Annotated in this window: 13 protein-coding genes; 6 read left to right on the plus strand and 7 right to left on the minus strand. The window is 55.7% G+C overall.

Annotated features, from left to right (window positions below; genetic code table 11):
• Positions 1-153 precede the first annotated feature (153 nt).
• From C5Y83_RS01955 to C5Y83_RS01980, 6 genes are all read left to right on the plus strand, one after another.
• The gene (locus tag C5Y83_RS01955) at positions 154-1,902 is read left to right on the plus strand and encodes a TolC family protein (RefSeq protein ID WP_233207039.1); all 1,749 of its coding nucleotides are present in this window, start codon (positions 154-156) and stop codon (positions 1,900-1,902) included.
• A 447-nt stretch (positions 1,903-2,349) separates the two neighbouring features.
• On the plus strand, positions 2,350-3,741 hold the full coding sequence (locus tag C5Y83_RS01960) for a DUF1501 domain-containing protein (RefSeq protein WP_105327970.1): 1,392 nt from the start codon (positions 2,350-2,352) through the stop codon (positions 3,739-3,741).
• Entirely contained in the window at positions 3,738-5,213 is a 1,476-nt protein-coding gene (locus C5Y83_RS01965; RefSeq protein ID WP_105327971.1) for a DUF1501 domain-containing protein, read from the plus strand. The genes C5Y83_RS01960 and C5Y83_RS01965 overlap by 4 nt, the downstream gene beginning before the upstream one ends.
• Positions 5,214-5,315: 102 nt before the next feature.
• Positions 5,316-6,737 carry a DUF1501 domain-containing protein gene (locus tag C5Y83_RS01970; RefSeq protein ID WP_105327972.1) on the plus strand — a complete coding sequence of 474 codons (1,422 nt, stop codon included), beginning with the start codon at positions 5,316-5,318 and terminating at the stop codon, positions 6,735-6,737.
• 71 nt (positions 6,738-6,808) lie between these two features.
• Positions 6,809-11,413, plus strand: coding sequence for a DUF1549 domain-containing protein (locus C5Y83_RS01975; protein ID WP_158262190.1), 4,605 nt, complete (start codon positions 6,809-6,811; stop codon positions 11,411-11,413).
• A gap of 80 nt (positions 11,414-11,493) precedes the next feature.
• Positions 11,494-12,840, plus strand: a complete 1,347-nt coding sequence (locus C5Y83_RS01980) for a c-type cytochrome domain-containing protein (protein WP_105327974.1) — start codon at positions 11,494-11,496, stop codon at positions 12,838-12,840.
• A 27-nt stretch (positions 12,841-12,867) separates the two neighbouring features.
• Here the strand turns inward: C5Y83_RS01980 and C5Y83_RS01985 are convergent, their stop codons facing one another.
• The 7 genes from C5Y83_RS01985 to C5Y83_RS02015 all read right to left on the minus strand — a co-directional run bounded on the left by C5Y83_RS01985 (position 12,868) and on the right by C5Y83_RS02015 (position 24,071).
• Positions 12,868-14,307, minus strand: coding sequence for a DUF1501 domain-containing protein (locus tag C5Y83_RS01985; RefSeq protein WP_199194965.1), 1,440 nt, complete (start codon positions 14,305-14,307; stop codon positions 12,868-12,870).
• Between the two features lie 107 nt (positions 14,308-14,414).
• Complete coding sequence (locus C5Y83_RS01990; RefSeq protein WP_105327976.1) at positions 14,415-15,821, minus strand: DUF1501 domain-containing protein; 1,407 nt, start codon at positions 15,819-15,821, stop codon at positions 14,415-14,417.
• Between the two features lie 140 nt (positions 15,822-15,961).
• Positions 15,962-18,793: a hypothetical protein gene (locus tag C5Y83_RS01995; RefSeq protein ID WP_105327977.1), complete on the minus strand. Its 2,832-nt coding sequence runs from the start codon at positions 18,791-18,793 to the stop codon at positions 15,962-15,964.
• On the minus strand, positions 18,793-21,546 hold the full coding sequence (locus C5Y83_RS02000; protein ID WP_105327978.1) for a hypothetical protein: 2,754 nt from the start codon (positions 21,544-21,546) through the stop codon (positions 18,793-18,795). The genes C5Y83_RS01995 and C5Y83_RS02000 overlap by 1 nt, the downstream gene beginning before the upstream one ends.
• Positions 21,536-22,255: a hypothetical protein gene (locus C5Y83_RS02005; RefSeq protein ID WP_105327979.1), complete on the minus strand. Its 720-nt coding sequence runs from the start codon at positions 22,253-22,255 to the stop codon at positions 21,536-21,538. The genes C5Y83_RS02000 and C5Y83_RS02005 overlap by 11 nt, the downstream gene beginning before the upstream one ends.
• Positions 22,252-23,430, minus strand: a complete 1,179-nt coding sequence (locus C5Y83_RS02010) for an AAA family ATPase (RefSeq protein ID WP_233207040.1) — start codon at positions 23,428-23,430, stop codon at positions 22,252-22,254. Before C5Y83_RS02010 ends, C5Y83_RS02005 begins: the two co-directional genes overlap by 4 nt.
• Complete coding sequence (locus tag C5Y83_RS02015; protein WP_105327981.1) at positions 23,427-24,071, minus strand: hypothetical protein; 645 nt, start codon at positions 24,069-24,071, stop codon at positions 23,427-23,429. The genes C5Y83_RS02010 and C5Y83_RS02015 overlap by 4 nt, the downstream gene beginning before the upstream one ends.
• Positions 24,072-24,347: the final 276 nt, after the last annotated feature.

Raw genomic sequence — 24,347 nt, forward strand, 5'->3', positions numbered from 1 at the left:
TTGCTAAACCCCACAAATTCGTATTCGTAAAAAAGCTTGTGCAGATTTGATGACTGTGTAGGGTGAACAATGAATAGACAGAGCAATGCCTCCTCATGCTGCTCAAGGGTAAAGCCGAAGCAGCATCTGATTGCGAGCGCAATCGCCAGCGCCATGCTGATGGTTCTGTCCGGCTGTGCAATTCCTCAACTTTGCTGCCCGCAACCTGGACCAGCCATGCCGGGTGACTTCAATGGGAAGTCCGATGCGGAAAATTCAGCACAAGTCGGGATCGATAATTTCTTCAACGATCCGGTCTTAACGCAATTGATCTACGAGGGGCTCGCCTCGAATCAGGAACTGAAGATCCGGAACCAGGAAGTCCAGGTTGCCCGGAACGAAATCTTGGCGCGACGCGGTGCTTACCTTCCGTTCGTCAGTGTCGGAGCTCGCGGCGGTTTCGATCGTACCAGCCGTTACACCCCGCTGGGTGCTGCGGAAGATCAGCTGACCTATCCAGGTGGTGGACGCTTCCCAGATCCTTTGGGCAACGTTGGGCTCACGGCCAATCTCTTCTGGCAGGTCGACATCTGGCGTCAATTGCGAAACGCTCGCGATTCGGCGACCAATCGTTACATCGAAGCAGTCGAAGCTCGGGATTACTTCGTGACCCGTTTGGTTGCTGAGATTGCCGAGAACTATTACGAACTTGCTGCCCTCGATAAGCGACTGGTATTCCTGGATCAAACCATCGGAATTCAAGAGCAGAGCTTGGAAGTTGCCAAGGCTCAGAAGGAAGCGGCTCGCGGAACGGAATTGGGCGTTCAACGATTCCTGGCTGAAGTTCGCAAGAACCAGAGCCAACGTTTGATCGTCAAACAGCGGATCATCGAAGTCGAGAACCGCATCAACTTCCTCGCTGGTCGTTATCCTCAACCGGTTCAACGTGCCAACTGGGATTTCATCACGCTCGATTCCCAAATCTTGCATGTCGGTGTGCCTGCTCAATTGTTGCAGAATCGTCGCGACATCCGTGCGGCGGAACGCGAACTGGCCGCGTCGGGGCTCGATGTGCTAGTCGCTCGTGCCGACTTCTATCCACGGTTGGATATCACTGCTGGCGTTGGTTTCGAGGCGTTCAACCCTCGCTACTTGTTCGATCCAGGGGCATTCATTGCCAACGCTGCCGGCGACCTGGTGGCTCCGCTGATCAACAAGAAGGCGATTCGAGCTCAGTACCAAAGTGCGAACGCTCGTCAGTTGCAAGCGGCTTACGACTATCAACGAACGGTTATCAATGCGTTCACCGAAGTGGTCAACCGCATGGCAAAGGTCGAGAACTACCGTCAGAGCGTGCAGATCAAGCAGGGTCAAGTCACAGCGTTGGAAGAATCGGTCAATGTTGCGACCAACCTGTTCCAAAATGCTCGTGCGGAGTACGTCGACGTGTTGCTGTCGCAGCGTGACCTGCTAGAAGCACGAACCGCGTTGATCGAGACCAAGCAGCAACAACTGTCCGCGATCGTCAATGCTTACCAGGCATTGGGTGGTGGTTACTTGCTGACCAGCGGTGGAACGACCTACGCCGACATTCGCTGCCTACCGCCAGAAATGCTGCCCATGATGTTGCCGATTGGGGAAGAAACCCCAGTCCCAGTTCCAGCGGATGAAAGTCTGCCGGTTCCGCCAGGCGACGATGCATTAATGCCAGCTCCTCTGGATCCAGCAACCGCTCCGGCACCGGTTGCTCCGCCAACGCCAGCGACTCCTTCGGTCGACATGAGCTTACTGCCACCGGCAACGGGCCCAGTCATGCCGACTTCGTTTAACCAGCAGCGGCAACCGTTGATCCGGTTGCAAACGCCGCCCGAAACCACGAATCCTCCGCAGGCGTTTGAGAATTCGCTGCGAGCACCAGGCTAATCGGTTTCCGGTATAGCGATTAACAAAGGCCGTCGAACTCCCACGAGTTTCGGCGGCCTTTTTTTCATTTCGAAGCGGTATCAGCGTCGGTTATGCGTTCGTGAACATACCTTTGGGCATACAACTTAAACGCAGCTGATGCGGTCCACCTGATGGCGGGGACGCTTACTCGATTTGCAAAGATTCGCAGCAATCTGGACAACGGTTACGGCTTGCCAGAGTATTTTGAGTCTTGGGGCAACTTGGGGGAGTTGCGTTTTAGCAGACATGCGATGGGCTGTTGTTTTCCTGCATTATCTCCGCAAATAGAAGGTGATATCAGGCTTGCGGCTTCCTCAATATTCCTGTTGCAATTGGCGGGGGGATGGTTGATATTGAGTTAGCCCACCTTAAGCCCGTTTTCGACGCGGCTCCCTCCTTCCCGCTTGCCCAAGCAAAAGACCTGCCATGTCACACACTCCGCTATTCGGATTGGATCGCCGGAATTTTTTGCGAGTTGCCAGTGCTGGCGTTGTCGGCGCAACCTGGCCGACGCTTTCGGTCTCGGCAAATGAATCTGGCAAACGACGTCCTGAAGGTTTTGGCAAAGCAAAGTCCGTGCTGATTGTGCTGCTGAGTGGCGGCCCGAGTCAGCTCGATATGCTCGATCCTAAGCCAGAAGCTCCGGCCGAAGTGCGGGGCGAATTCAAGCCGATCGGCACGACCATTCCTGGCGTTCAGGTGTGCGAACACTTGCCAAAGCTGGCCAAGCAAACCGATCGTTGGGCCATCGTGCGAACCTTGGCCCATCGCGAACACAATCACCTTCTCGCGACTCACGTTGCCCTGACCGGCCGCCCCACACCGATTCCGCGAGGAGGATCAGACCTGGATCGCGTTGAAAGCCGAAACGACTTTCCAAACTTTGCCGCGGCACTCGACTTCGTTCAACCACGCACCGATGGCATCCCGAGTGGTGTCTCGTTGCCGAATTATCTGATCGAGGGCCCACTGACTTGGCCTGGCCAGCACGCTGGATTCCTGGGAGCCAAACACGATCCTTGGCAAATCAACGGCGATCCCAATAACAAAGACTTCCAAATGCAAGCCTTGGCGATGCGGGAAGGAATGTCGACCGGGCGACTACAATCGCGTCGCGAATTGCTCGAGAGCTTAAATCGTGGCCACACGACGCTTACCGGTACCGAAACCAATTCGCTGCGAGATCAACAGTCGCTCGCCTACAACTTGTTGACATCCGGCAAGCTGACTCAGGCGTTCGATATCAATCGCGAATCGGACGAAACGCGTGACCGCTACGGACGCAACAAGTTCGGCCAATCGCTCTTGCTATCAAAGCGGATGGTCGAAGCAGGCGTGCCGGTGGTTCAAGCCACCATGGGAATCGTGCAAACGTGGGATACGCATGTCGATAACTGGGGCAAGCTCAAGAACACGTTATTGCCGCAGCTTGATCAAGGCTTAGAAGCGTTAACCGATGATCTACAAAGCTCTGGCTTGCTCGACGAGACCTTACTGATCGTGATGGGCGAGTTTGGCCGCACGCCGAGAGTTTCCACGCTTCCCGGCCAGACGATCCCCGGACGCGACCACTGGGCGCATGCCTATTCTGGTTTGTTCGCCGGAGCAGGCATTCAAGGCGGCCAGGTCTTAGGGCAAACCGACGCTCAGGCCGCCTATCCGATCACCAATTCATGGTCTCCCGCTGATATCTGCAGCACCGTCTTTAATGCGTTAGGCGTTGATGAGGAAACGACCATTTCCGATCCGTTGCAGCGTCCCCATCCATTGCTGAACGGCAAGGTGATCTCGAATCTCTATACCGGAGCAAGTGCATGAGTGGTCCGAGCCATCAAAACTCGGCACCCGTTTGGAATCACTCCCGGCTCTCGCGCCGCGAAGCATTGCAAGCTGGCGCGGTAGGGATTCTTGGACTGGGAATGAACCACCTGGCTGGTCTGCGCGAAGCGCAGGGGGCTGCGGATGCCGTTCCCAACGGCAAAGCAAAGAAGCTGATTTTCATCTTCTTGTCAGGTGGGCTGGCGCAGCACGAGAGCTTCGATATGAAGCCCGAGGCACCGGAAGATGTGCGTGGAGAGTTCAAGCCGATCGCGACGAAGACACCAGGGCTGCAGATTTGCGAACACCTGCCGCAGTTGGCCCAGCGAAGCGAAATGTGGTCGCTGTGCCGTTCCTTGACGCATGGCTCGAACGAACATTCCGCCGGGCATCACATTATGTTGACCGGCCACTCGGAGTTGCCGACCGGCTTCAGCCCAAATAGCCCCAGCCGCCGAGATCGAGCTTCGATCGCCGCGATTACCGGCTACGCGATGCGGCAGCGTCAGAAGAACAATTTGCCGACCGCGGTAGTCCTGCCCGAACGATTGGTTCATAACAGCGGACGCGTGATCCCTGGCCAGCATGCCGGTGAGATGGGGCCTCAGCACGATCCATGGATGATCGAAGCTTCGCCGTTTCACAACACATCATACGGTGCGTTCCCAGAGTATGCGTTCGACCATCAGGAGCGTGGCAAGAAAGATAATCGCGTGTTTCAGGCCCCACAGCTTTCGTTGCCGGAAGGTCTCGGAATGCGATCGGTGCGTGGGCGATTGGATTTGCTGAAGTCGATGAATCGCCAGCGCCGGGCACTGGGACATCACGCTCAAGTCGAGAACTTCGATCGTCTTCGACAGGGAGCCGTTTCGCTATTGACGGAATCGACCGTGCACGATGCGTTGGATGTCACCCACGCGGATGAGAAAGACCTCGATCGCTACGGACGCAATTCGTTCGGCTGGTCGCTGTTGATGGCCCGCAAGCTCGTTGGTGCCGGCGTGACGTTGGTGCAAGTCAATTTAGGAAACGACGAAACCTGGGATACCCATGGAAACGCTTTCCCGCATTTGAAAAACAACTTGCTCCCTCCGACCGATAAAGCTGTTTCCGCATTGCTGGACGACTTGCAAGCGAGTGGCGAGCTCGATGAAACGATGATCGTGATGGCAGGCGAATTCGGTCGTACGCCACGAATCACTTTACTGGAAAAGCACTATAAGCTACCTGGACGCGATCATTGGGGGCCTTTGCAATCGGTGTTCTTCGCTGGTGGCGGTATCCAAGGTGGCAACGTTGTAGGCAAGTCCGACGCCATCGGTGCTTACCCAATAGAACGCCCCGTGAAGCCAGAAAACTTCGCGGCGACCCTATATAGTGCGCTCGGCATTCCAGCGACGGCGGCCTGGTACGATGTCGCGGATCGTCCTCACCAGATTTACCATGGCGAACCAATCGCCGAGTTATTTTAGTTTCCTACCTTTCAGCTTCCTCCCTGTTGATGAATGCTGTGAAGACGAACGGCAACTTGCCGCCAGTGTTCCTGCCTCCCGATTCCCTACCCCACCAAGTGAATGATGTCTCGGCGTGAATTAAATCGATCCACTGGATGCCAAGAATTTCGAGCTGCGGCGAAATTCAACCGCCGTCAGATCCTCCAAGTCGGCGCGCTGGGGGCACTCGGATTGGGCTTGGGGGACTTGCAGTCGCAACTTGCTGCGGCGGATGCCAGTCAGGTGCTTACCCCACGTAAACCAGCCAAGGCGTGTATCTTTCTGTTCATGTGGGGTGGTCCCAGCCAGCTTGAAACCTTCGACTTAAAGCCAGATGCGCCTGCGGAAGTAAGAGGCGATTTCAAGCCGATTGCGACCAAGGTGCCTGGCACGCAGATATGCGAACACTTCAGTCGCGTCGCGCAGTGGACCGACAAACTATCGATCATTCGATCGCTCACCCACGACGATCCCGCGCACCTATCGAGTGGGCATGCCACGTTGACTGGTCACTTGGCCCCGGTCGTGAAGAGCGACGCCGATCCGCCAAGTGCGAAGGATTCACCGCATCTCGGTTCGCTGATCAGCAAGTTTCGACCGAATCAGGAAGGTCTTCCCTCGTTCGTGGCTATGCCGTGGAAAGCCTTGCATCCGGCAGCTCCGGGTGGGGAAGCCCCAGGACAGCATGGTGGTTGGTTAGGTTCGGCCTACGACGGCATGCTGCTGGGAGGCGACTTGAACGATCCGAAATGGCGTCCTCAAGGTCTCGGCCTACCGGCCGATCTGGGGCTCGATCGGCTGGAATCACGCGTTGCCCTGCTTAAGATGATGGACGCTCAGCGGGCCAGTCTTCATGAGTCACTCGCTGGTTCTTCGTTTGGCAGTCATCAGACCCGCGCGCTGGAGATGATTGGTTCGTCGCATGTTCGTAATGCGTTCGATCTGACGCAAGAGTCAGATGCCACGCGCGAGCGTTACGGTCGCAATATACATGGTCAATGCGTTCTGATGGCCCGTCGCTTGGTGGAACATGGCGTGCCGTTGGTGTCCGTCAATTGGCATAACGACGGAAAAAACTTTTGGGACACGCATGGTGACAACTTCAATCGCATGAAGAACGACCTGATCCCGCCGGCCGACATGGCCTTGGCCGCACTGCTGCAAGATCTGGAAGAACGGGGCATGCTGGACGAAACGATCGTGGCCTGGGTCGGCGAGTTCGGAAGGAAGCCGCAAATCACGAAGAACAATGCCGGCCGCGAGCATTGGCCGTTCTGTTACAGCGGTCTCTTGGCCGGGGGTGGGATCAAGCCCGGAATGGTTTACGGCGAAAGCGACAAGCATGCTGCCTACCCCGTTGCCGACCCTGTTTCGCCCCAAGACTACGCCACTACCATTTTGCATGCGATGGGTGTTCCAACGACCGGAACGCTGCCTGATCGCGAGAACCGCCCGCACCATATTTGCTCCGGAAAAGTGTTGCAGGACTTGCTGATCGGATAGATCGGCCAAACGCCTGCGATTGCCTCCTCTCAACCCTTTCCTGAACTCCTGCCCATAACTTTGCTATGCAAATGAAAACGATCTCGAGTCTTGTCGTCGGCATGTTGCTTGCCATGTCACAGATTCCGTTGAATGCGCAGACAGTCGAATCAATTCGTCCGAGGACGTGTTTGCCTGGGCAAACAACGCATGTGGTTCTGCAAGGAAAGGATCTTTCAGAAGCGTTGCGGGTCGCAACCAATGCTTCTGGCGTGAAGTGCGAGATCGAAAAAATCGAACCGACGCAAGCTACCGTCGCGATCACGGTTCCGGCCGAGCAACCGCTGGGACCGTTGCCACTGTGGGTCGTGACGCATGGTGTCGCGATCCAAACGCGGACGCTACTAATCGACGACTTGGAAGCGGTGGCGGATAACGGCGCAAATCACTCGCGTGAAACGGCCCAAGAGATCCCGACGCTTGCATCGGTCGAAGGAGTGTGCGACGCCTCGACGAGCGATTTCTACCGCATTCATGTCGCAGCAGGTCAGCGTGTTGCCTTCGAAGTGCATACGCAGGCCCTGCACTCAGTCATGGACCCGGTTTGCCGTGTGTTAGATTCCGATGGCGAAACGTTGATTCAAGCAGACGATACGAATGTTGGACCTGACAGTCGCTTCAGCTTCCAGTTTCCGGTCGAAGGAGATTACTGGATTGAAGTTCACGACAATCGTAACGCCTCGGCAGGGGCGTCCTATCAGCTTCGTGTCGGCGACTTTCCGATCGTCAGTCAAAGCTTTCCCCTAGCGGTTCAAGCGAATCAAAAAGTGAACGTTGCGTTTTTGGGAGCGGATGCTGACTTGATTCAGCCTAGCGAAGTCCAGTTCGCAGACACGTTAACCGAGAAGACGAACCTCAATGCCCGCTTGAAGGAAGGAAAGTCTTCGGCCTGGGTACCGCTGCTTACCAGCAAGCATCCGCAAGTGACGGAAGTCGCTTCAATGGAGCCGCTGACGCTACCGGTTGGTATTAGCGGTTGCCTGAAAGAAACGAAGGAAGTTGATCAATTCAAGCTGAATGGCACCAAAGGGCAGACCGTTCGCTTCACTTCTCGCACGCGAAGTTTGAATAGCCCGACGATGCTACAGATGCAATTGTTCAATGCGACAGGTGCCAAGATTGCCGAGACGGCGGTCAACGACAATGACGAGTGGAACATGGACGTTACCTTCCCGGAAGATGGTGAATACCGCCTGGAAGTTCGCGACCTTTTACAGCGAGGCGGCGTCGACTACGGCTATTGGGTTGAAGTTGCCCCGGCCGGGACCTTCACAGTTTCGCTGAAGGGAGATGCCAACACACGCGAACACTATGGCATGGCACCTAACCAAGGTGCATGTGCACTCGACTTGACCGTGGCTCGCTTTGGTTTCGACGGCGAGATCGACTTGTCGCTGGCCAATGCCGACGGCATTCGCATTCTGAATCCACGCATTCCTGCCAAGGCAAATGCGGCACGCATCTATCTGACCGCGGACGAAGGATGGAATGTTGGCCAACTGGCGGTCATGAAAATCGTCGCTACAGCAGCAGGCGATCCGAATAATTCCTGCGTGGTCGATAGCTACGGGATTCGACGGGCCAAAGAGCCTTTTGTCCTTTCGCCAAGCCCGCGACTTGATGGCGCGCTTGCCCTGGCTGCCATCGGAGAATCGGACGCCCCCTTTGCGCTGGAGGCTGCCTCGCCGATCGCTCTGGCTCGACCAGTGCGCTCCCATGCGGCTGCATTAACGCTCAAGCGAATTCAAGCCGAATTCAAAGCAGGCGTCGAGGTTCTCTCCAGCAAGCTGCCTGAAGGTTGGACGTTGGCATCGAAGCCGGACAAAGACACCTACAACCTTACTCTTGGCCGCACCGATCAGGCAAAGGGAGAGCCCGATCATGTCTCGCTGTTAGTCTTCGGCGAGCATCAAGGGGCCGGTCGTTTGGAAACCTTCGATATTCCGCTCCATTGGTTTGATCCGGTTACGGTTAGCCTAGAATTTCCGAAGCCGCTGATCCGTGGCGGACGCGTGCTGGCGAAAGCCAACGTGAAGCGCGAAGGAGGCGATGCGCAGCCGATTACGTTAACATTCGCCAATCTACCAAGTGGCGTGACCGCACCAGAGACGCTTGCCGTGGCGGCCGATCAAACGATGGTCGAGTTCGAATTGCAAATTGGTAGCGAAGTACCACTCGATACGGTTTCGACGCTTACGATCAACGCGGTCAGTAAGTTTGGTGGCCAAGACTTTACCGCGGCCAGTTCGCACGAGTTACCGCTACCGATCGACAGCCCACAAGACTTGGCGGTGTATCCCGCAAAGATTGATCTGAGCGATCCACTGGGACGCCAGCAATTGGTGGTCAACGGAGTGAACAGTAGTCGGCCGTCCCGCGATTGGTCTCGCCTGGCCCGGTTTACTTCAAGCAAGCCGGAAGTTGCCGAAATCCGCGACGGCGTCGTTTACCCGGTAGCCGACGGAGACGCAGAGATCATGGTGGAGGTCGGATCGGTTCGTAAGACGATTCCGGTTCACGTATCGCAGATGACGACGACTCGACCGATTGAATTTGAATCGGAAGTCTTGGTCGCGCTTTCCAAGCAAGGTTGTAATTCAGGGGCCTGTCACGGTTCGCCAAGTGGCAAAGGGGGCTTTCGGCTCTCACTGCGGGCATTCGATATGAAGCTCGACGAGTTGACGCTCATTCGCGAAGACTTCGGTCGCCGCATCAACACGATCGAACCCGAGAAGAGCTTACTGCTGCTCAAGCCAATGATGAAGGTCTCCCATGGCGGTGGGTTGCTGTTGCACAAAGAAGATGAAGCGTTTGCCATTTTGAAAGATTGGATTGCCCGCGGAGCGACCGCTGATCCCGCTAATGCCCCTCGGATTACGAAGCTTGAGGTCTTTCCAGCAGAGAAGCAGATTCGCAAGTTGGCGGAAGGATCGCAGCAGTTTGCCGTCACCGCACACTTCTCCGATGGGCGAACGCGTGATGTGACGCATCTTGCGGCTTACGAAACCTCAAATACGTCGGTCGCCACCGTCGATGCTTACGGTCTGGTAACACCCCGCGAGCGAGGCGAAACCGTGGTGTTAGTTCGCGTGCTCGAGCATATCGAGTCGGTTTCGCTGATGTTTGTTGAAGATCAGGAAGGTTTCCAGTGGGCAGCGCCGCCGGTAAACAACTACATCGATCAGTTGGTTAACGCGAAGCTAGAACAACTGCAATTCGTGCCGGCCAAGACATGCAGCGACGCCGAGTTTATTCGTCGCGTTTACTTAGATCTCTTAGGCGTGCTGCCGACCGTGGAAGAGTCCAATGCGTTTCTGGCAGACACTTCGGTGGACAAACGTAATCGCTTGATCGATTCTCTGCTCGAACGGGAAGAGTATGCCAAGTTCTGGGCTTTGAAATGGGGCGATCTGCTGAAGATGACCAGTAAGCAGGTCGGTGACGAAGGCGTTTACAAATATCATCGTTGGGTCGAAGATGCCCTCGATAACAACATGCCGTACGATGAATTCGCGATGCAGTTGCTTACTGGTTCTGGAAGCACACTGGCCAATCCTCCGGCGAACTTCTATCGAACTTCGGCGGATATGAACGACTGCGTGGAAACGATCAGCCAGGTATTCCTTGGTGCTCGGCTGCAATGTGCGAAGTGCCATAATCATCCCTTTGAACGCTGGACTCAGGACAACTATTACGGGTTGGGGGCGTTTTTCAATCGCGTGCAAAAGAAGAAGACGGGTCGTCCTGGCGAGATGTTCGTTTACACTTCTGCCGCTGGCGAAGTGACTCAGCCACGGACCGGTCAGGTGATGACACCTTGGTTGCCGCAAGTCGGCAGCATCGAACGTCCCGAGGAAATCGATCAGCGGATTGCTTTCGCCGAGTGGTTGGTGAAACCAGACAATCCATACTTCGCGCGGATTGAAGCGAACCGAATTTGGAGCCAGCTGTTCGCCCGTGGTATTGTCGACCCGATCGACGACTTCCGTGACTCGAATCCACCGACTAACGGGCCACTTTTGGACGCGTTGGCGAAAGAGTTTGTAGAAAGTGGCTACGATCGCAAGCAGCTGCTGCGTTCGATTCTTTCAAGCCGGACCTATCAGGCCAGCCACGTGACCGGCAAATTGAATCAGGACGATACGCTTTATTTCTCGCACCAAGAGCCTCGCATGTTGAGTGCCGAGCAACTCCTCGATGCGATCAATCATACCTTGGATCTCAAGCAGAAGTTCGGCGCGCTGCCTGATGGGACCAAGGCGACGCAGCTTCCTGCCCCAGATTTGGTGAAGGTTGATTTCCTGAAGGTGTTCGGCCAACCAGAGCGTAGCACGGTGTGTGCTTGCGAGCGGGCGGACGATTCGAACCTGGGAATGGCGATTGAACTATTCAACGGGCCACTGATTCACGAGAAGCTGCGAAGCGAAAATAATCGCTTCCGCAAGAGCCTAAAGGAAGGCAAGAGCACCGAAGAAGTGATCCGCGAGATCTACCTGGCCGCGGTGTGTCGACCTCCGGCCGAGATTGAATTGAAAGCGGCGCTGGCCCACTGTGCTAACAGCCCCGACCCTGCTTCCGGGGTCGAGGACGTTTGTTGGGCCTTGTTTAACACGGACGAGTTTCTGTTTCAGCATTAGTAATCGGACCGAGCGATTGCCTTTCGCAGCTACTGAATGTCTCGACTTGAATCGCGAATTTAAGAGTTTGTAACTGCACAATGAACTACTATTTGTCCGCTGTTGTCGTTTTCGGATGTCTGATTGCTTCCCCGGCATTGGCCGACGAGGCAACAGTCAGCTTTCGTAAAGATGTCGCCCCGATCTTGCTGGAAAACTGCCTGGCCTGCCATGGAGCCAAGAAGGCGGAGGGGGGCTATCGTGTCGACAGTTACGCCGAGCTACGTAAAGCAGGCGATTCCGGCGAAGTACCGGTGGCTGAGAATCCCGATGACCCTAGCGAACTACTTCGGCGGATTGCTTGCGAAGACGAATTCGAACGAATGCCGCCCGAGGGTGATCCAGTTTCCCAAGAGCAAATTGCTGTGGTTGAGAAGTGGATTGCGGAGGGAGCTAAGTACGATGGTGACAACCCTGAATTGGCCCTTGCCTTAGCGATCCCGCCACCAACGTACGCCGCACCACCAGAGAAGTATGCCCATGCCGTGCCGATCATGGCTGTCACGTTCTCGCCCGATGGGAAACAGCTAGTCGCTGGAGGGTATCACGAAGTCACGATCTGGAATGTTGAAGACGGAACATTAGCTCGGCGGATTGGTAACCTTGGTCAACGTGTGTTCGCGCTCCGCTTTTCCGCAGACGGTAAAAGTCTCGCCGTCGGTTGCGGCGAGCCTGGCAAGAGTGGCGAAGTTCGCTTGGTCGATTTCGCGTCGGGCGACGTCAAAGGGGTGATCGCACGCACTAGTGATGTTGTCCTGGATGTTGCGTTTCGCCCTGGCACCCCGGAAATCGCCGTTGCGGCGGCGGATAGTTCACTTCGGATTATCAATACTGCGACCTTAGAGGAAGTTCGTACAATCGCCAGTCATGCGGACTGGGTGAACACGGTCGCATGGAGCGACGATGGGTCGATCTTGGTGTCGGGAAGTCGCGATGAATCCGCCAAGGTATACAAGGCCGATACCGGCGAACTGGTGGCCAGTTATCTGGGTCACGGAGCAGCCGTTAAAGGAGTCAGCGTCTTAGCGGACAACGCACAAGTTGTCTCCGTGGGGGCCGACAACAAACTGCATCGCTGGCAGGTTGCCGACGCGAAGAAGGTGGCCGAGGTACCGCTGGGTAGCGAAGGGGAAGACGTGACTCGCGTTGGCGGCGAGTTGTACGTTCCGTGTGCAGGTCAGCGATTGGTGCGGATTAATCTGGCCGATAACAAGATTACGCAAGACTACAAAGGGCACGGCGATTGGGTGCTAACGATTGCCGAGCAACCGGGCGAGGTCAGTGATGTGGGAGCTCGGCTTTTGGTTAGCGGTTCGTTCGACGGCGAACTGCGGATCTGGAAGTCAGGCGATGCCACGCTCGTTCGTAATTGGATCGCAAAACCGTAACCGTTTTACTTCGGTAGGCTGACGCGATCAGAACAATTCTTTGATCGCGTGTCCTTCTTCAAGCAAGTTGTAGGGGCGTCCTTGTCCGTCGTGAGCTTGCAAGTTATCGACACCTGCTGCGTAGTAAACGGTCTTCGCAATATCCGCTGGCGTTAGGGGATGTTCGGCCGGGTGTTCCCCGAGGCGATCACTCGAACCGAAAGCGTGACCACCTTGGATCCCGCCTCCGGCCATGAGCACGCTTTGGCAATGCGTCCAGTGATCGCGGCCAGCACCACCCACGCCACCAGAACGGGGATCACCAATCTTCGGCGTGCGTCCCATCTCGCTGTTCACGACCAACAGCGTTTGATCTAACAAGTTCCGCTGCGACAGGTCTTCGATTAAGGCAGAGAACGCCTGGTCAAACTCAGGCAGCAAGTAATTTTGCAAGCAGTTGAAGTTGTTGCCATGCGTGTCCCAGCCGCCAGCACTCTTGCATTTGCTCTTGAGAGCTTCGTTCTCTTTCCAGAAGACGGTTATGAACGGGACTTCCGCTTCGACCATGCGGCGAGCAAGCAGCAAGCTCATTGCGTTGATGCCAGTGCCGTAGCGCGTACGAATGGATTCTGGTTCGCTTGCGACGTCGAATACTTGCGAGGTTTGTGACGAGAGCAGCAGGTTCAAGGTTCGTTCTTGATGCTGTTTCCAAGTTCGCTCGATGGGCGAGTTCTCAAACTGGCCGCGCGCGACATCGAGCTTCTCAAGCAATTGTTGCCGCGAACGGAGCTGATCGGCTGAAACGTCTCCGGCGAGTACCAGGGAAGGAACCTGGAACTTCAATGGTTCTTCGAGACTTCCTTGAACGTACAGCGGATCGAACTCAACACCGAGTCGCGCCGCGAATTGGCCAGGCCTCGTGTAGGGAGCTTTGCTTGGCTTGTGTGGTAAAGTCATCGCGTTGGGCAGACCGCCACGGTCGCCTCGTCGCGAGGCAACCACCGATCCCATGAACGGCCAGTCGTCCGCGTAAGGACGGCGATCGTTGCCCTCGGTCTTGAACGTGGTATCTGGCACATGCCCTGTTAAGTTGTAATAGTAACCGGCATGATGGTCGTTGGTGTTTACTGTTCCGCAAACCGAGCGAATCACGGCTAAGTGCTGGGCTTGCTTGGCCAGCTGAGGTAAGTGTTCGCACAGCTGAAGTCCCGGCGCGGCAGTTGATGCAGGCCGAAACGGCCCGCGATACTCGGCAGGAGCTTGCGGCTTCATGTCCCAGGTATCAACGTGCGAAGCGCCGCCGCATAGGAAGAAGAGGATCACCGATTTCGCTTTACCGCCCCCCTGCTCTTTCATGGCCGCGGCTTGGGTGTACGGTGGCTCGGCAGCCGATGTCAGCTGAGGCATTCCGAAGTGGAGTCCGGCAAATCCGGAAGCGGAAGCAACCAAAAAGGCACGGCGACTAGCGGAGTTGGTTGATCGTGTCATTGGGTTCACCATGTTGGAGGGATGGTGTTTTCGATGGGTGCGAAGCAATCGCGAGGTAGGAATAACAGGCAGGTAAGTTTGGGAGGGATTCGTAATAGGAAAGGATGCTACAGGACAGCGCGAATCGGTTGGCCAGTTGTGATCGTGAGTGGACGTCCAAAAGGATCGCGGATCGTAGTTTCTGGATCGATTCCCAAGCAGTGGTAAACAGTAGCAGATAAGTCTTGAGGTTCGACGCGACCATCCAACGGATAACCTCCCTGACGATCCGATTGTCCGTGAACAACGCCGCCTCGGACTCCTCCACCGGCTAGTGCGACCGAGAAACAGTGACCCCAATGATCACGACCACCACTGGCGTTGATCTTCGGCGACCGGCCGAATTCTCCCATCCAAACGACGAGCGTATCTTCGAGCATGCCACGCTCACTAAGGTCTTCCAGGAGAGCGGAGTAAGCCTGGTCCATCGGCGGCATCAATGCGTTCTTAAGTCGCTCGGCATTCTTAGCGTGCGTATCCCAGGCTGGAGCAACGTTTTCGTCATCCTTCCAGCGAGTCCAATTGACTTGCACCAGAGACACACCTTGTTCGATGAGTCGACGTGCAAGTAACACGCTCTGGCCAAAACGGTTGCGGCCATATCGGTCACGTATCGCTGCGTTTTCTTGATCGAGTGCGAACGCGGATTGAGCTCCAGTCGATCCGAGTAGTTCGACCGCTTTGTGCTGCCAGCTTGCCCACCGTTTCACTGGCGTATTGGCAATCGATGGCACGTGTTCGTTCATGAAGTTACGCAGCGCGTTTCGTCGGGAGAACCGTTCCGGCGAAATCTCGACCGGCAGCCCGATATCTGGCACATGGAAGTCGGCCTTGTTGGGGTCGCACGTCACAAGCCAAGGATCTGCATGATCGCCCAGCCACCCGGCATCTTGCCCTGGCCAGACAATGCGCCCCGTGTTCCAGATCTCTTCCGGTAAACGGATTGCACCTGGCAAGCTGGTGTGGTCCCCTTTCAGATGACGTACCACGGCAGGAAGGGAAGGCCAATTATTGGGCGCGCCAGGCAAGGCGTTCTCTTGCCCTTTCGGCGAATGAGGACGGCCGGTTAACATCCAATAGCCACTTGATGAGTGGGCGTTGTCGTCGGTTGCCATCGCCCGAAGTACCGCGATCTGTTCGGTGAGCTTTGCCGTTTGCGGCATGAGTTCGCCAACATGGTAACCAGGCGTTGCGGTTGCGATGGTGCCGAAGTCGCCGCGAATCTCGGTTGGAGCTTGCGGTTTGGGATCCCAGGTCTCATGTTGCGGCGGACCACCCAGCATGAACAAAACAATGCAGCGTTTTGCCTTGCCAAATGATGCAGCAAGTTCCCCGGTCGCTGCTGGTTGCGCCGCACTGGCCGAACGAAGCGAGCCTGCCGACAGGCCAAACGCACCGAGACCTCCCACGCGAAGCCATTCACGTCGCGTAATGCGATCGCAAAGTGTGGTGCTATTTGCTTGAAACGAGAGCATGCAAAGCATCCCTGAAGACACGTGAGATTCCAATTGGAAGTCTTCGTTATCTTAGCCGTATCCGAGAGGCAAGTACATGCAAATCGCTCGGTAAAGAGGGGCGAAATGAGGTACGAACAACTTGCTTTACGCACAACGATTTAAGGAAGCGTGAAGAGATCGATGGTGCCATCTTCGTACACCACACCGAACTGGCTGAGCGTATCGCCAGACAAGACTTCGATGGCCGGTTTTGCTAAGTCCATTTCAGCGATCAAATTAACGGCGTTCCCTTTGGTGGAATAAACTTCGCATCGTTGATTCCAAGCCGCGATCACGAAACCACCACGGTTGAAGGTCAACATGGGTGCTGGCATCTCAGTCGCAAAAGGGGTGACGCCGGACTCATGGAAATCATCCCAAAAGAGGACTGCTCCGGTATTGAGAGCTACGGCCGTTCGTCGTCGCGTATTGGGGAGTGAGCCAGTGATGCGGATAATGGAGTCTTCAAGTAGCGTGGTCGTGCTCATGCCACGCTGATAGGCAACAAACTTGTTGTCGAAGCCCATGTAGACGCTTTCACCGGAGGCAAAGATCGGCAGCGGTTGGCCATACGTCAGGTAGTTGTCAACGGAAGTTTGGAATTCGCTGAGCGAAACTGAATGCAAGAGTTTCCGATCCGGTCCGATCGCAGTGAGGGTGGGGGAGCCACCGCGAATGTCGGCTAGCCAAGAGGTACCATGTCCGTTCATAGTGGAACCGAGGGCACGTGCCATTTGCGATTCAACACGTGTGACGACCGGCAGTTCGTTGGTTTCCCCAAACGATTGAATGGGTGACTTAAACGGTTGCCCACCCATCACGTTCAGCCAAGCAACATCGGCGCGAATTGGGTTGGTGGTCAACAACAGCGTGTTGGCGGCATCAACGTTCCAGTCGAGTCGCAGTTGTTCCTCTCCTCGCCACGAAAATCGGTAAAGCGCCAAGAATTTAGTGCGTCGACTCTTAACCGCGGCGAAGACTGCTGAGCCGGATGTCGCCGCTGCTTCGACGCTCCAGCCTTCTGCGAAACCGTTCAAATGAATCGTGCGTACCCGTAATGGGCATTGCTTCGGCATTGATGGAATGCGGGCCGACGCGAAGAATTCGCCACGATTGTTCTCATAACGCAAGCAGTCGCGGGCCAGCAATCGGTCTTCGGGGGCGAGCTTTTTGATGGCTTTCAGAACGCGGTCGGTTTCGGTAACGATCTTTTGCGTCAAAATACGCGAGGCAACCACACGCGTGGTATCGGCAGCGAGATTCTGGACTTCGCGATCCGGATAGTTATTCGCGTTGGAGGCCAGGTTTTCGACCAGCGGTACGGCTAAACGATCGTAAGTGGTTGCTTGGCCAAGCTGGCGAATCTTCTGAGAAGCGGCCGCATGTTGGGCGTGGCGGCCGTAGGTCTCGAACAATCTCGACAACGCCGGAACGGCCTGCTTGGTGTGGGGCCAGGCGTCGGCAAGCGTAGCAATCGCCCCATCAACATCATTTTGTTTGGATTCTAAAATCTGCGCGGCGGTAAGATGATCTTTACGCAGCAGACAAGCTTCAACAGCTCGCTGGTACTGGGTGGCGGCTTCCTCGTGCTGGTCGAGCGACTTATAGATGTCGCCTGCTTCCTCATATTCTTCGAGCTCGATATACAGTTCAATCGCTTCCGTCCAGTAGCCTCCTTCCTTAAGGCACGCGGCGGCCGTGAGTGGCTGACTGAGACGTTCCTTGTATAAGACGGCGGCTTCACGCCAATGTTTCCCCTGCTTAAGTGCGCTGGCTGCACTGGCGTAATCACTCAGTAGTTCCGCATAAATGTAGGCCGCACGTCGATGTCGTCCCAGGGTAATTTCACGATTGGCAAGTTCACGATAGCGAGTTAACAGTTCCTGCTGATGCTGCCACGAGAGATCCCAATGGTCGGCCGGACCGCCACCACCAAGGTTGCCAAGATTGAAGTTGGTATTGCGCTGACTGAGCTGACCGGTTGGACGAGCGGCACCACGATGCGCGTCACCTCCGATGGGCAACGCGTACTTGAGCCCTTCGTCGGGATTCGTTGCAAGGAGATTCATCAGGCGGTTGATTTCTTTCTCGCGCTGCGAAGTGAATGCCTGGTTCAGGTGGTCCATCCGCTGTTGGGCCCACTGTTGCATTTGTTCGAGCCAATTGCTGCCGTGGCCTCTTTGCGAGACCTTTGAAGAACTTCCAGGCGACGTACCGCTCTGCAATGCGTTCTTGATGTACGCGCCTATGTTGTTGAGGCCCTTCATGCTTGCTTCCAGGAACTTCAGCCCGGTGAAGGTCATACCCGTACCAACCCCGGGCTGAGGTTCGCCAGCCTGAGGGGGCAATGCCGAGAGATTACTGCCTTGGGTGCCAATATCATCACGGCCCGATTCGAGGATGGTTTCCGTACTGGGAAACTCGGCCGGACCAATGGACGTAAGCCGATTCGGAAGCAATATGCCTGGGTGCGCTTGCTCGTAGCGAGCTAGATTCTTTGGGGGTGAACAAAGTAGGTCGACGAGGGACAGTATGTCACCGCGTTCGTAAGCAACTAGGCCAACACGCGGATGCCAGAGGTAAGTCAACTCACGAGATAGTAACTCTTCCAACTCGCTCGGAGTGACTTCAGGTTCCAGACGAGAATCTACCGGCAGAAATACGCGATCGGTGAGGCTACCGTAAGGAAGACAATTGGATGACGGCCGCTGAAGTGTGACCTTGGCTTCGCTGCCAGCCACAACGAGCGCACCGATCGGCGAGCGATCGTTCAGCGAGCGTGGCACCGGAAGGATGCGGATCTTTAATTCGTGCGTCCGATCACCGTCCGCCCCGACGAAACCATCGATTGCCGTTTTCAACCAATGTTTGGGAAAAGGCGAATTGACGAACCAACTGGTCGTTGGCCGAGGTTCATGCGGAGCGTACTTCAGGCGGAGCGTAACTTCCATCAGATGATCCCCCTGATGAATCCGAGGACTGCCACGTCGAAGGCCTCTTGTTCTACCGTGGCCTCGACGGAGGTTCCCGTGAAGTAGGAATCTCCCCATAGTCGGCCATCGGAGAGCCATCCGGCAAGCGCACCATCTTTCAGCACGATCGTAACTTCTGGCACGCTGGGATCAGCAGGCTTGAGATGGAGCATCCCCCGTTGATCGAGAAAGGCCTTGCTACCGTCGGTCCATTCGGCTTGGGATAGTTTGCAGCCCAGATTTGGTGCATCGACAGGTTTGAACGTTCGTAAGGTTTGCCGTTCGGAATCGGTAAGCGACTTGGCAAGCTCCAGTTTCATCTGCCGCAGTCGATGAACACGAGTGGGACGCATCTCCAGGGCGTGTCGGGTTCCTTTGTGCGTTGTCAGCACGAGCCGGAAGTCTGCCCCAGCGCGTTCCACGGAAATGTGGGTAAAGCGATGCCGCGTGTTGGATGGGGTGACAAAGCGACTCACTTGCGGGTGCAGTGCGGAGTAGGCATGATTCCCTGTGCACTGCTGCTTGGTTCGTTCGCGAACATCGACCACGAAGGCGGTGCCTCGCGAGTTTTCCAACAGCACACGATGTTCAAAGCTGGTGACGCGTGGCGGTTCTGCTGCCCAGGTCGCGCGGGGGAAGTATTCCCATGTTTCTCCGGTCATGGTGCAATGGAAGCTGCCATCCGATGTAATTCCTAGCGGTCCGTTGCCCCCGTCATACTCGAATACATGGATGAACGGTTGATTCACATCGGTGCGGGCGGGGCTAACTTGTTCCAGGCAGGTCGTTGTTCCGTTGAAGGCGACTGCATGCCACGTGTTCTTATTAAAGCGACAGAAGCGGCCCAGACCGGGAGGATACAATTCGGGAACGGACAATTGATGGCGAACGTCTCCGGTTGTCGTGTCGATTGCTACAAAGTCGGGATGCAATTGCGCGAGCAACACACCACCATGCACGGCCATCGGAGTGAAGTGAGCCTGTTCGATCTTCAGCAGAACCACATCGCATGTTTCTCGGTCGAGGTCAATCTTCAAGAGATGACGCTTCCGACTCTTATGCTCCAGGACAACCGCGTAAACGAGTTGTTCCGATTTATCGTAGTCGTGCCAGACTAGTTGCCCGGCCGGAATGTCGACAGGCCAAACGTACGCCCCAAAGTTGCTCAGGCTTCGCCAATGATGGAGATGGCCATCTTTGCCGATGCCTAGAAACCCTTGGACGCCGAGGTCCATGAGTTGACTGTACTGCGTGTTTACGGAAACGAAGAGTGGAAATGGTCGAATCGAGAAGATCGCTGGCAGATCTTTTCGGCGTTCGGGTTGAACGAGCGGTGCTCTTTTTTGCTTTGTCGGTTGAAGAACCCGATCAAGATCCAACTTCACGCTGCAAATGATTCTTCGTCCCCGCTCGTTCCGCTCAATCAGGCGAAACGTTCCGTCACGCTGTACCACGGCAAGGTACATTGCCGGAAATGCAGCTTTGGCTAACTCGCGTTGGAACGATTCGTCTTCAAGGACGTCCTCGGTCGTAACGAGAATCGGGCTGGCGTTCTCACCTTCGCCCATCGCCTCCGCAAATGCCACTAAAGAATCGCCAGGGTGAATGCTGGGATCAAGGACTTGCATGTGATTCAAGAGTCCTTCCCGAGAGAGAAGATCGACATCGTCCAGCAGCGTCCCTTTGGCTCGGAAGGCATTCACACTGGTATGTTGATCGGCGCTGGTCAGCAACGCCAAGCTAACGGCGGTAGCGAACACCCGGGGGACGCCCCACATGCGGATGCCGCTATCCAGCAAGATCGAGAACTCGCGCCAAGCATCGCGTGGTGGAGATTCGCGACGCAAATAGAGTGCTTCGTTGGAACTTACGCGTACGGCCAACGTCAGGTCGTCGTGGACTAATTCCGTCAGCAGCAAGCGATCGAGTGGTCCACGATTGGAAATATCAGAAACGCCCCCCATCGCGATTTCTTCAGGATCGGCCAGGCGGCGAGGAAGCGTGACGGCGGCCATCAGTTGCCGGGCGAGGCGGGCCAGGCCTTGCAGTTCATCGTCGCTTTGGATTTCGTCGATCAGTGTGCGGGCACGCTGCCCGAGCGGTAGTTCGATCTCTGCGGCTTCAGGGAGAGTGTCGAGCGAGGTTTCCTGGCGGAGTGCCAGCGTCTGGGGATCGACCGCGTCCATGCTGCTGCGAAGCTGACGCAAATCATCGAGTACAATTCGATTCATCGGCGAATTGCTGGTACGCGAATCGGCCAAGACTTCGTGGAGGCCATCGCGCAGGTATTGCACAATGCATTTGATTTGCTCGCCGTCAACAACCGACGTGGTGTTCTCGAAGATGATTTGACAGAGATTGACCTTCGCTTCGATCGAGTTTTTCAAATCTGGACTTAATTTGCGGAGTTTGCCAATTCCGTCAGGATCGACGAAGAGAGACTCGACCAAGCGATTCATCTTTTCCGTCGGACGTGGCCAACCGATTGTGGCGAGAACATCGCCGACCGAGATGTAGCAGCGATCGCGTGTCGATGCCAGAACCAACAAGACGCTGGCCAATGGGGGTAATCCTTGGGAACCGAGGCGTTGCAATATTTGAGCGAGCTCTTCCCGAAAAACGACCGTCGCGCCTGACTTCAAGGTGATGACTTCGCCATCATCGTCCCATTTCCAGAACGATCGTTCTGGAGGGAGCAGGTAGTTCTTGGCGACCTCGATGTCAGTGTTCATGTGTCAGCCTCGCTGCTGTCGCATGAACTGCTGCGCGAGTTGCACGGACGAAATCGTCTTCGCACAAGTGGCTCCACGTTCCATCAGAAGCCAAGAGTGAAAGTTCGGGTTGACGAAGCTGCAATACGGCGGAGAGAACCTCGGGTGAAACCTCCGGTTCCCACGTCCAGCCTGCCTCGACGGCGATTTGATTCCGGAGGACAAAAAGCTGCCCTTTGATCGGAGGAAGGGGCGTTCCCCGAATCACCGCGTGCTGGTCATCATGAACCGCAAATGTTAAGCGATCTAGGCGGACTTGCGGCGCCGATTTCGCGTACGACTCCCATACGTGAAATGTGGTCAACAGGAGAGTCGCCTGTTCCTCGCGTTCCCCTCGCTTCATTTGTAGCGTGATTGGTTCGGGAGCCTGGCCGCTGAAACCGGCTGTCGGTGGCACGACATCAATCCATTCCTTCAGCGAAGTCCAGTTGCTGTCCGGTAGGTGACCGCGGGGAACGTTCTTGCCAACTTCGATCAGTTGGCCATCTGATTGGACTATGCTTTGGGTCGCAGGGACAGCGGCTAACGTGATCCGGAAGGCGTCAGAAGGTTCGTTGGCACGAAGCCAAACAGCGTCGTCCGATTCGCATACCTCCAATCCAGGCAAGTGCCGTACTAGTGCAAGTCGCGCTGAGTTGGAACGGGATAGACGCCAGACGTGCCAAGTCACACTGCTTCTCCTAGCCGATCGAGAAGCTTGTTAACCTGGGTTTCCAGGAACGTACGCTGCTGTTCGTCGTTGACCCATTGGCAGCGGGCGGCGAGCAAGCCGAGTTGATCTCGCACGTAGGACTGATCGGTTGCTGGCAAGTTGCCTTGGGTAATGCGGGTGTCGATCCGTTGGATCTCTGCGGCGAGTCGTTCGGGATCTGGGGCATTATTATCATGGCTGCGAGGATGACTGACTGCTTTTTCCTCTTCGGATGCATCTTGCAGGACGTCGTCAATCACCGCGGCGAGGACGTCTTGTTGTTCTTCCGTATCCCAAATGTGACGCAAGACCCACAGATCGGTTCGATTCACGACCAAGCGACCACATAAAAGTGCGCTGGCCGCTAAGATCCGTTGCAGTTTAACCGCGCGGCGATCGGAAATGGCGACCCCCACGTGACGAAGCCGGTGAACCAATTCGACGTAGGTGGCTTGAACCTGTGACAAATCGACGCTCCGCAGTAGCGAGTTCAATCGCTGCACATCCTCGATGGTCACTTCGGCTTCGTTCTCTTCACGCTGCATGTCAAGCTGCCAACCGGCAGAAAGAACGCTCGAGAGTTGTTCCTGGTGAACGTTATCGCTTCGCACACGTAGGAGAAAACGATCGAACAAGGCGCCTAAGGCATCGTCTTGCGGAAGGTGATTGCTGGCTCCGACCACAATCAGCGTTGGCAAGTGGCGTGTCTCACGGCCGCGCCGGAAGATGCGTTCGTTGAGTACCAAAAGAAGGCTATTGAGGATCGCACTGTTCGCATTCAGCAACTCATCCAAGAAGACGAACGTCGCTTCCGGTAGCATTCCCTCGGTATTGGTGATCAGTTCGCCTTCGCGTAAACGGCGGATATCAAACGGGCCGAAGATCTCGTTTGGTTCTGAAAATCGCGTTAACAGATAATCAAAGACCTTTCCTTCAATCCGGCGGGCCAATTGCTGAACGAGTGCGCTCTTGGCGGTACCTGGAGGCCCCAGGATAAAAAGGTTCTCGCGGGCGACCAGGCAAATGCCCAGAAGGTCGATGATTTCATCTTTACCGACAAACGACTTCTTCATCGGCTCGAGAACCGATTCGGTCAGCTTCCGCCCTAGTCGCAATACGTCGGCCATTTCCTCAGAGGAGGAGGGGGCATTCACTCGCTTACTCCACTGTCTTGTTGGACTTCGCCCAGGTCAAAGCCTGTCGCTAAACTGCGGTTTACTCCGACCGAGGCGAGTATTTGTTGTTGGATCATTGGGTTCGTCGAACGCGACTTATCTTTCGCGGTCAGGACACGGTCGACGTATAGCTGCATCAGGCCGGGATGGGATGCGAATCCGTCGATACTTATCGCGTCCAGGTCAGGAATACCGACCGAGGAAAGGGGCCAAGCCATGGCCCATTCTCGAAGAATATCGAGTAACGGATCTTTGGCTGAGGCTACGCGAACGGACTTCTCGATGTCGGGTAAAAACCGAAAGGTGAAGTCGACCGAGTAATGAACATCAGATGTAACCTTTACTGGACAAGCCTCTTGCAGCGCCGCACGCATTACGGACTTATCGGCGTCTCGGTAGACCGAGAACTGACAAGCTCGGAAGATATTCTCAGCGGCCCAACTTGCGGACTCCTGATTGAAAGTCGCCAGCGGTCTGGGAAGATTCTCGCGCCAGATCCGTTCATACTTGGCCAACACTTCCTTAGCATCACGTCGCGACTCCGGGCTGATCGAACCGATTTCAGGAACGACCGCTCTCCCTTGTGTTAACAATATCTCCAGGAACTGGCTGTAATCCATTTCCTTCCTCGTGCGACGACTCAAACGGGGTGCTACTTAACTTAGTAGACACCGCCAAGCAGACCTTGTTCATCTAGTTCTACAACGTGGCATGCGATCTGGCATCACTTTTGTGCACATTGGCCGCGTCGCCAGATCGTATGTCGGGCTTGTTGCCGGGTCAATTGTTTTCTTGGAAGGCGATAGCAACAGCGTTTGTCGGTTGGAAAAGTCTCGGGAAGAAGCGAGTCTTTTGGGGCCCGACGAATGACAAATGACGTGGCAGCAAGCGATTCG

The sequence above is a fragment of the Blastopirellula marina genome, from assembly GCF_002967765.1.
GTDB lineage: Bacteria > Planctomycetota > Planctomycetia > Pirellulales > Pirellulaceae > Bremerella > Bremerella marina_A.